The sequence below is a fragment of the Phenylobacterium sp. genome (genome assembly GCF_036821595.1).
In the GTDB taxonomy this organism is placed as follows: Bacteria; Pseudomonadota; Alphaproteobacteria; order Caulobacterales; family Caulobacteraceae; genus Phenylobacterium.
Genome location: NZ_DAISJG010000083.1, coordinates 1 through 8,574, shown reverse-complemented (window position 1 = coordinate 8,574; position 8,574 = coordinate 1). Strand labels below are relative to the sequence as shown.

At 72.7% G+C, this 8,574-nt stretch carries 9 protein-coding genes; 5 read left to right on the top strand and 4 right to left on the bottom strand.

All coding sequences use genetic code 11. The features are described from left to right. Positions 1–5: 5 nt before the first annotated feature. Complete coding sequence (locus V7Z97_RS18185) at positions 6–1,082, bottom strand: hypothetical protein (RefSeq protein WP_334164855.1); 1,077 nt, start codon at positions 1,080–1,082, stop codon at positions 6–8. After that, entirely contained in the window at positions 1,079–1,756 is a 678-nt protein-coding gene (locus V7Z97_RS18180) for a class I SAM-dependent methyltransferase (RefSeq protein WP_334164854.1), read from the bottom strand. The genes V7Z97_RS18185 and V7Z97_RS18180 overlap by 4 nt, the downstream gene beginning before the upstream one ends. Positions 1,757–1,849: 93 nt before the next feature. Between V7Z97_RS18180 and V7Z97_RS18175 the strand changes: the two genes are divergently transcribed. Beyond that, positions 1,850–3,034 (top strand): glycosyltransferase family 4 protein, encoded by a 1,185-nt coding sequence (locus tag V7Z97_RS18175; RefSeq protein WP_334164853.1) that lies wholly within the window; start codon positions 1,850–1,852, stop codon positions 3,032–3,034. On the opposite strand, the gene V7Z97_RS18170 is transcribed toward V7Z97_RS18175, so the two are convergent. Continuing rightward, positions 3,031–3,384 carry a DMT family protein gene (locus tag V7Z97_RS18170; RefSeq protein ID WP_334164852.1) on the bottom strand — a complete coding sequence of 118 codons (354 nt, stop codon included), beginning with the start codon at positions 3,382–3,384 and terminating at the stop codon, positions 3,031–3,033. The two genes, V7Z97_RS18175 and V7Z97_RS18170, sit on opposite strands and share 4 nt — an antisense overlap. Positions 3,385–3,467: 83 nt before the next feature. Between V7Z97_RS18170 and V7Z97_RS18165 the strand changes: the two genes are divergently transcribed. From V7Z97_RS18165 to V7Z97_RS18150, 4 genes are read left to right on the top strand one after another with little or no spacing between them, the layout of a single operon-like run. Next, the gene (locus tag V7Z97_RS18165; RefSeq protein ID WP_334164851.1) at positions 3,468–4,571 is read left to right on the top strand and encodes a polyamine ABC transporter substrate-binding protein; all 1,104 of its coding nucleotides are present in this window, start codon (positions 3,468–3,470) and stop codon (positions 4,569–4,571) included. Next, positions 4,568–5,728, top strand: coding sequence for an ABC transporter ATP-binding protein (locus tag V7Z97_RS18160; protein ID WP_334164850.1), 1,161 nt, complete (start codon positions 4,568–4,570; stop codon positions 5,726–5,728). The genes V7Z97_RS18165 and V7Z97_RS18160 overlap by 4 nt, the downstream gene beginning before the upstream one ends. Then, a complete protein-coding gene (locus tag V7Z97_RS18155; RefSeq protein ID WP_334164849.1) occupies positions 5,725–6,609 on the top strand; it encodes an ABC transporter permease subunit in 885 nt (294 codons plus the stop codon). The genes V7Z97_RS18160 and V7Z97_RS18155 overlap by 4 nt, the downstream gene beginning before the upstream one ends. After that, positions 6,606–7,388, top strand: coding sequence for an ABC transporter permease (locus V7Z97_RS18150; protein ID WP_334164848.1), 783 nt, complete (start codon positions 6,606–6,608; stop codon positions 7,386–7,388). The genes V7Z97_RS18155 and V7Z97_RS18150 overlap by 4 nt, the downstream gene beginning before the upstream one ends. A 157-nt stretch (positions 7,389–7,545) precedes the next feature. Here V7Z97_RS18150 and V7Z97_RS18145 read toward each other — a convergent pair. Further along, a partial coding sequence (locus V7Z97_RS18145) for an amidase (RefSeq protein WP_334164847.1) occupies positions 7,546–8,574 on the bottom strand: 1,029 nt, incomplete at its 5' end.

The following is an 8,574-nucleotide window of genomic DNA, read 5'->3' as shown; positions in this document are numbered from 1 at the left end:
GCCCCCTACGCCCCCAACCTTCCCCGCACCTCGTCCACCACGGCCCACCAGTCGCCCGGGGTCGGCTGACGGAACAGGGTGGCCGAGGGATACCAGGGGCTGTCGGACCGCCCCCGGAGCCAGCGCCAGTCGGTTCCGGCAGCGGGCAGCAGGATCCAGACGGGCTTGCCCAGGGCGCCGGCCAGGTGGGCGACGGCGGTGTCGACGGTGATGACGCGCTCCAGGCGCCGCACGATCTCGGCGGTCTCGGCGAAGTCCTTCGCGCCGGTGTCCTCCGGGTGCAGGCTGACGGCGCCGGGGAGGTTGAAGAGGTCGGCCTCGATGGGTTTGGGCAGGGAGCGGTTGGCGTCGTTGGGGTGGGTGGGGCGGCCGCGGGTGACGAGGCCAATCCCCTGCCCGTCCGTCCCCTGCCCGCCCCCCTCGCCGTCGCGGCCCGCGCGGCCGGCGCGGCCCTTCAGCCAGAGGCCGTCGGGGATGGTGTCGAGGGTGGTGCCGAAGCGGAGCGGCAGGGAGCCCATGAGGACCCAGGCGTCGCAGGCCGGCAGCTTCGCCTGGCCCTCGGCCGGGATGACGGTGACGCCGAGCGGGGCCAGCAGGGTCTCCAGGCCCGGGCGGCAGACCAGGGTGACCTCTATGCCGCGCGCCTTCAGGAGCGGGACGTAGCGGGCGAACATGATCTGGTCGCCGAAGCCCTGCTCGGGCCAGACCAGCAGCGAGGTGACGGGCTCGCCGCGCCACTCGCGGAACGGCAGCTTCGGTGCGTGGACGCGGTCGCGGTCGACGCTGCGGCGGGCCTCGTAGAGCGGCCAGCCCTCGGCATAGTTTCCCGACGCCAGCAGGGAGAGGCCCAGGTGGTAGGCGATGTCCGGGTCGTGGGGGGCCACGGCGCGGGCGCGGCGCAGCGCCTGCTCGGCGCCGGCCCAGTCTGCGCGGGCGCGCAGGGTGGCGATCAGGTTGTGGTGGGCGATCAGCAGCGTCGGGTGGGCGGCCAGGAGCTCGCGGTAGATGGCCTCGGCGGCGTCGAGCTCGCCCGCCCGCTGGTGGGCCACGGCCTCGCGGAAGCGCGCCTCGGGGTTCGTCATGCGGGGCCCATCAGGGCGTCCGGGGGCGCGCCCGCGGGGCGGCGGGCGACGAAGGCCCAGTAGACGTCCGGCCCGGCGGCGGTGGTCAGCGCCAGGTCGTTGACCCGGGCGTCCGTGAAGCCCGCCCGGCGGATCAGCTCGGCCCACATGCTCTTGGGCAGGACGCTGTAGTGGTTGGGGTTGGCCTGGTGGCGGCAGGCGGTGTCGGGGGCCGGGACCTCCACATAGAGGACGCCGCCCGGCTTCAGCACCCGGAACAGCTCGGCCAGCATGAAGTAGGGCATGAGGCTGTGCTCCAGCGCGTGGCGGCACCAGACGAGGTCGAAGGCGGCGTCGTCGAACTCCAGGAAGCCGAAGTCCATCTCCACGGCGTTGAGGCCCTTCGCCCGGCAGGCGGCCACGTCCTCGCCGACACTGATCCCCACGGCGTCGAGGCCGGCGTCGCGGAACAGCTCCAGGGCCGCGCCCTGGCCGCAGCCCACGTCGAGCACGCGGGCGCCGGGGGCCAGGGGATGCAGCGCCTGCAGGCGCTGGAACATCTGCTGGGTGATCTGGCTGTGCAGAGGGCTGGGCGGCTCGGGGTAGACGTCGCCGCGCAGCCGCTCCAGGAAGGCGTCCAGCCGACGGTACTTCTCCAGTCTGGGGTCGAGCTTGGGGTCGGTGGCGCTGGTCATGGCGATCCTGGGAAGGCGAGTACCCAAGGACTGTGCTAGCGGCAAGGACCGGGTCGGCAAGGGCTGGGCCCGGGCAAGGGGAACGGAGCGCGCGTGCGGCGGCAGGTCGTCATCCACTGGGGGATCTCGAGCTTCTTCGGCTTCGGGGTCTACGGGCTGAACCTGGCGCTGGCCTGGGCCCGGGACGCCGACGTGCGGCCGGTGTGCTCGCTGGCCATCGACCCGCGGCAGATCTCCGTGGACCCGCTGCGGCGCCGCGCGATCGAGCCCTTCCTGCGCGACTCGGCGGCCTTCCAGGCGACGTTCGGGGCGGCGAAGGACGGGCGGCTCACCGTGGCCGCGCCGATGCTGACGGCGGTGGACGACGCCTTCATGCTGGGGCCGGCGGCGGGCGGGGTCGCGCTCGTCGGACGGCCGATGGCGGCGGTGTGCTTCTTCGACAGCGCCCGGCTGGCGCCGGAGGTGGTGCGGAGGGCCAGCGCCTATCCGCTGGTGGTCGCCGGCTGCACGTGGAACGAGCGGGTGCTGCGGGCGCACGGGGTGGAGCGGGTGACGACCATCCTGCAGGGGATCGATCCGACGCTGTTCCATCCGGCGCCCAGGCTGGGGGTGCTGGGCGACCGGTTCGCCGTGTTCAGCGGCGGCAAGCTGGAGCGGCGCAAGGGGCAGGACATCGTGCTGGCGGCGTTCCGCAGGTTCGCCGAGCGGCGGCCGGACGCGCTGCTGGTCACCGCCTGGCACAGCCCCTGGCCGCAGATGGCGCGAAGCCTGGACGAAAGCGGGCTGGCGGCGGCGGTGGTGTTCGACGGCGACGGGCGGGTGGACGTCGCCGCCTGGGCGCAGGCCTCCGGCGTGGCGGCCGGGCAGGTCCTGGACCTGGGGCCCGTGCCCAACGCCGCCCTCCCCCCGCTGCTGCGCGAGATGGACGTGGCCGTCTTCCCCAACCGCAGCGAGGGCGGGACCAACCTGGTGGCCATGGAGTGCATGGCCTGCGGCGTGCCGACCATCCTGTCGGCCAACACCGGGCACCTCGACCTGATCGGGGACGGCAACGGCTATGTGCTGGAGCGCCAGGCGGCCGTGCCCGGCCAGGAGGGCGTGGACGGCGTCGGCGGCTGGGGCGAGAGCGACGTGGACGAGGTGGTCGAGCGGCTGGAGGCGGCCTACGCCGACCGCGAGGACGCCCGCCGGCGCGGCCTGCGCGGGGCCGAGACGCTGTCGAAGCTGACCTGGGCGCGGACCGCCGACGCGCTGAAGGCGGCGGTGCTGGCGCTCTAGAGCGGGCCCTTGAAGACGAACCAGGCGCCGAGCGCGATGAAGGCGAAGCCCACGCCGTGGTTCAGGGTCAGCTTCTCGCCGAGGTAGAGGACCGAGAAGACCGCGAAGACCACCAGGGTGATCACCTCCTGCATGGCCTTCAGCTCGGCGGGCTCGTAGACGGCGCGGCCGATGCGGTTGGCCGGCACCGCCAGCCAGTACTCGAAGAAGGCGATCCCCCAGCTCACCAGGACGATGGCCCAGAGCGGCCCGCGGTCGACCTTCAGGTGGCCGTACCAGGCGAAGGTCATGAAGACGTTGGAGGCGACCAGCAGCAGGACGGGGGCGGCCAGGGTCCAGGCAGGTGTCACGGGCGGAGGTCTCCTGTTGCGTTCGGGTTTGAGGGGCGGGCCCGGCCGCCTATAACCTCCGCCGGGAGCGAGGGGGAACGACGATGCGCGGATGGAGGGCGGCGCTGGCCGTCGTGGCGACGCTGGCGCTGGCGGCCTGCGGCCAGGGCGGCGCGGGCAAGGCGCAGGGCGGCGGCGAACTTAGGATCTACAACTGGTCCGACTACATCGACCCAGAGCTGCTGGCCGAGTTCACGAAGGAGACCGGGATCAAGGTCCGCTACGACACCTTCGATTCCAACGAGGTGCTGGAGACCAAGGTCCTGCAGGGGAACACCGGCTACGACCTGGTGGTCCCTTCGAACCACAACGTGCCGCGCTACATCCAGGCCGGCGCGCTGCAGAAGCTGGACAAGGCGGCGCTGTCCGGGCTCGGCAACCTCTCGCCCGAGACCCTGCAGCACATGCAGCCCTTCGATCCCGGCCAGGCCTACACCGTGCCCTACATGCAGGGCACCATCGGCATCGGCTACAACGCGGACGCGGCCGCCAAGCGCGGCGTGGCCATGGACAGCTGGAAGGCGGTGTTCGAGCCGGCCAACCTGGCCAAGCTGAAGGACTGCGGGGTCTATTTCCTCGACGCCTCGGAGGACATGTACGCGGTCGCCCTGCACTACCTGGGCAAGGACCCCAATTCGACCGATCCGGCCGACTATGCGGCGGCGACCGAGGTCCTGCTGAAGGCCAGGCCGTACGTCCGCAAGTTCCACTCCTCGGAGTACATCGACGCGCTGGCCAACGGGGACATCTGCGTGGCCATCGGCTACTCGGGCGACGTGCTGCAGGCCGCCGACCGGGCCTCCGAGGCGAAGAACGGCGTCGAGGTGGCCTACGCCATCCCGAAGGAGGGCACCCAGGTGTGGTTCGACGTCTTCGCGATCCCCGCCGACGCGCCGAACGCCGCGGCCGCCTACCGCTTCCTGGACTTCATGCTGCGGCCGCAGGTGATCGCCCGGGCGTCGAACTACACCCACTACGCCAACGGCAATGCGGCGGCGACGCCGCTGCTGGACGCCGAGGTGCGCGAGGACCCCGGGGTCTATCCGCCGGCCGAGGTGGCCGCGCGGTTCTTCGTCACCACCACCAAGGACCAGGCCCTGCTCAGGGAGGTGAACCGGCAGTGGACGCGGGTGCTGACCGGCCAGTGAGCGGCCGGCCCGCGGGCGGGCGGCCCGTCATCGGCGGGGTGCGCTCGGCGTTCGCGCCGTGGGAGGACCCGGACGCCGCGCCCCTGGTCCGCTTCGAGGGCGTCAGCAAGCGGTTCGGCGAGCATGCGGCGGTCGAGGACGTGAGCCTCGACATCTACGAGTGGGAGTTCTTCGCCCTGCTGGGCCCCTCCGGCTGCGGCAAGACCACGCTCATGCGCCTGCTGGCCGGGCTGGAGACGCCGGACGCGGGCCGCATCCTGCTGCGCGGCGAGGACATCACCGGCCTGCCGCCGCACGCGCGGCCGACGAACATGATGTTCCAGTCCTACGCCCTCTTCCCGCACCTGACGGTGGCGCAGAACGTGGCCTTCGGCCTTCGGCAGCAGCGCCTGCCGAAGCGCGAGATCGCCGAGCGGGTGGAGGAGATGCTGGCGCTGGTCAGGCTGGAGGGGCTGGGGCGGCGACGGCCCGACCAGCTCTCCGGCGGGCAGAAGCAGCGGGTGGCGCTCGCCCGCGCCATCGCGCCCAGGCCGCGCATCCTGCTGCTCGACGAGCCGCTGGCGGCGCTGGACAAGAAGCTGCGCGACGAGACCCAGTTCGAGCTGATGCGGCTGCAGCACGAGCTTCGCATGACCTTCCTGATCGTCACCCACGACCAGGAGGAGGCCATGGTGGTCGCCGACCGGATCGCGGTGATGCGGGAGGGCCGGATCGTGCAGGTGGGCCGCCCGGCGGAGGTCTACGAGGCGCCCGCGAACCGCTACGTGGCCGAGTTCATCGGCGACGTGAACCTGTTCGAGGGCCAGGTGACGGCCTCCACCGGCCAGTCAGTGTCGGTGGCCTCGGCGGCCGCCGACCTGGTGGCCGACAGCACCCAGGGCTTCGAGCACGGCCAGCCGGTGTGGATCGCCGTGCGTCCGGAGAAGCTGGTGCTGCACCAGGACCAGCCGCCGCGGGCGCCCAACCTGCTGGCCGGCGAGATCCGCGAGGTGGGCTACCTCGGCGACTGGACCATCGTCATCGCGGCCACGGCGCCCGGCCGCACGGTGCGGGTGGCGCTGGCCAACACCGCGCGGGCCTCGACGCGGCCGCTGGCGGTGGGCGCCCCGGTCTGGCTGAGCTTCGCCCCCGACGCCGCCATGGTGCTGACCAGGTGAGGCGCCCGCGGCCCGGCCTGGCGGCGGCCCTGCCCTACCTGTGGCTGGCCGTCTTCTTCGCCTTCCCCTTCGTGCTGGTCGCCAAGCTGTCGCTGTCGGACACGGCGCTGGCCATCCCGCCCTACGCGCCCCGGATCGACTGGTCGGCGGGCGCGGCGGGCGTGGAGGCCTTCCTGCGCGGGCTGGACCTGGAGACCTACGCGCGGCTGACGCAGGACCGGCTCTACGCAGCGGCCTATCTCTCCAGCCTGAGGTTCGCCGCCATCGCCACGGCGATCCTGCTCGCGATCGGCTATCCGATCGCCTACGGCATGGCCCGCTTCCCGCCGGCGACGCGCAGCGCGCTGGTCATGGCGGTGATCCTGCCGTTCTGGACCAGCTTCCTGATCCGCATCTACGCCTGGATCGCCATCCTGAAGCCCGCGGGCCTGCTGAACGCCGCCCTGGGCGCGGCGGGCCTGCCGGCGGTCAACCTCCTGAACACCGAGGCGGCGGTCGTCATCGGCCTGGTCTACGCCTACCTGCCGTTCATGGTCCTGCCGCTCTATGCGGTGCTGGAGAAGCAGGACGCGAGCCTGATCGAGGCCGCCCAGGACCTCGGCGCGACGCCGGCCCAGGCCTTCTGGCGGGTGACGGTCCCGCTGTCCCTGCCCGGCGTCCTGGCGGGCTGCCTGCTCTGCTTCATCCCGATGGTGGGCGAGTTCGTGATCCCCGACCTGCTGGGCGGGTCGGAGACCCTGATGCTCGGCAAGACCATCTGGACCGAGTTCTTCGCCAACCGCGACTGGCCGGCCGCCTCGGCCGTGGCCATCGTGCTGCTGGCCACCCTGGTGGTCCCGATCCTCGCCTTCCAGCGCAGCCAGGCGAAGGTGCTGCGATGAGGCGCGGCCCCTCCCCCTTCAACGTCGCCGCGGTGGGCCTGGGGCTGGCCTTCCTCTACGCGCCGATCGCGCTGCTGGTGCTCTATTCGTTCAACGCCAGCCGGCTGGTGACGGTGTGGGGCGGCTTCTCCACACGCTGGTACGCGGCCCTGTTCCGCGACGAGCAGATGCTGGACGCGGTCTGGGTGACCCTGCGGGTGGGGCTGATCTCGGCCACGCTGGCGACGATCCTGGGCCTGCTGGCCGCGGTGGCCCTGGTGCGCGGCGGGCGGTTCCGCGGGCGGCTGCCGTTCGCCGGCATGGTCTACGCCCCGCTGGTGATGCCGGAGGTGATCCTCGGCCTGTCGCTGCTGCTGCTGTTCGTCAGCCTCGGCCTGCCGCGCGGCTTCTGGACGGTGACGCTGAGCCACGCCACCGTCACCCTCTGCTACGCCACGGTGGTCATCCAGGCCCGGCTGCAGGGCTTCGACCGCAGCCTGGAGGAGGCCGCCCAGGACCTCGGCTGCACGCCGGTCGAGGCCTTCGTGAAGGTCACCCTGCCGAACATCGCCCCGGCCGTGGCGGCGGCCTGGATGCTGGCCTTCACCCTGTCGCTCGACGACCTGGTGATCGCCAGCTTCGCCTCCGGCCCGGGGGCCACCACGCTGCCCATGCGGCTCTACAGCCAAGTGCGGCTGGGGGTGAACCCCGAGATCAACGCCATCTCCACCCTGCTGATCGGCGTGGTGGCGACGGGCGTGATCGCCGCCTGGCTCGTGCAGCGGCGCCGGCGCGTTTAGGTAACCACGGAATACACGGACCACACGGAAAGGGGCCGGCGCTAACCCAGCCAGGCTTGCGCCGCCTCGCTAATTTCCTGCGCGCCAGGGGCGCGCAAGATCACACCTGGCTCGACCTCTCCGTTCCGTGTGGTCCGTGTATTCCGTGGTTCTTTCCTCAGAGGTCCGGGACGCGGTCGAACCAGGGCCTGGCCCGCTCGAGCTGGCCGGCCAGGCCGAACAGGGTCGCCTCCTCGCCCATCCGGCCGACGAACTGCATGCCGATCGGCAGGCCCGACGCGCTCCAGGCCAGCGGCACGGTCATCGCCGGCTGGCCGGTGTTGTTGAAGGCCTGGGTGTTGGGCATGAAGGCGAACAGCCGCTCGGCGATCTGGCTGACATCCTCGAGGATGTGGCCGATGGGGATCGGCGGGCTGCCGAGCGTCGAGAGCAGCAGGACGTCATGAGCCTCGAACAGCGGGGCCACCTGGCGGCCGAAGGCGTGCAGGGTGGCGATGGCCCGGGCGTAGGCCGAGGCGGTGACGCCCTGGCCGCGGCGGTAGGTCATGAAGGTGAGCGCCTCCACCTCCCCCTCGGCGACGGGGCGGCCGCGGCGCTCGGCCTCGGCGTCGAGGGTGGCCGCGACGCTGGCGGCGATGACCAGGCCGGCGGCCGCCTGCATGGCGGCGAAGTCGCCGGGGACGGTCGCCTCCTCAACCTGGTGGCCGAGATCCTCCAGGAGCCTGGCGGTGTCGCGCACCGCCTGGGCGCATTCGGGGTCGAGCGCCTGGGACTGCAGGGCCGCGGTGGTGAAGGCGATGCGCAGGCGCCCCGGTTCGCGGGCCGCCGCCTCGGCGAACGGCCGCTCGGGCGGGGCCAGGAAGTAGGGGTCGCCGGGTTGCGGGGCGCAGGCGACGTCGAGCAGCACGGCGCTGTCGCGCACCGAGCGGGTGACGGCATGCTGGATCGAGGCCCCGGCCCAGCCCTCCCCCATCGGGGCGAAGGAGACCCGCCCGCGCGAGGGCTTCATCCCGAACAGGCCGCAGCAGGCGGCCGGCGTGCGGATCGAGCCGCCGCCGTCGCTGGCGTGGGCGGCCGGCACGATCCCCGCCGCCACGGCGGCCGCCGCGCCGCCAGAGGAGCCGCCGGGCGTGCGGCCGAGGTCCCAGGGATTGCGGCAGACGCCCAGGTGCTCGCCCTCGGTGAA

Bases quoted from the DNA above. Each gene is read 5' to 3' on its own strand.
- V7Z97_RS18185 (WP_334164855.1), bottom strand. From the start codon at position 1,082: ATGACGAACCCCGAGGCGCGCTTCCGCGAGGCCGTGGCCCACCAGCGG.
- V7Z97_RS18180 (WP_334164854.1), bottom strand. From the start codon at position 1,756: ATGACCAGCGCCACCGACCCCAAGCTCGACCCCAGACTGGAGAAGTAC.
- V7Z97_RS18165 (WP_334164851.1), top strand. From the start codon at position 3,468: ATGCGCGGATGGAGGGCGGCGCTGGCCGTCGTGGCGACGCTGGCGCTG.
- V7Z97_RS18150 (WP_334164848.1), top strand. From the start codon at position 6,606: ATGAGGCGCGGCCCCTCCCCCTTCAACGTCGCCGCGGTGGGCCTGGGG.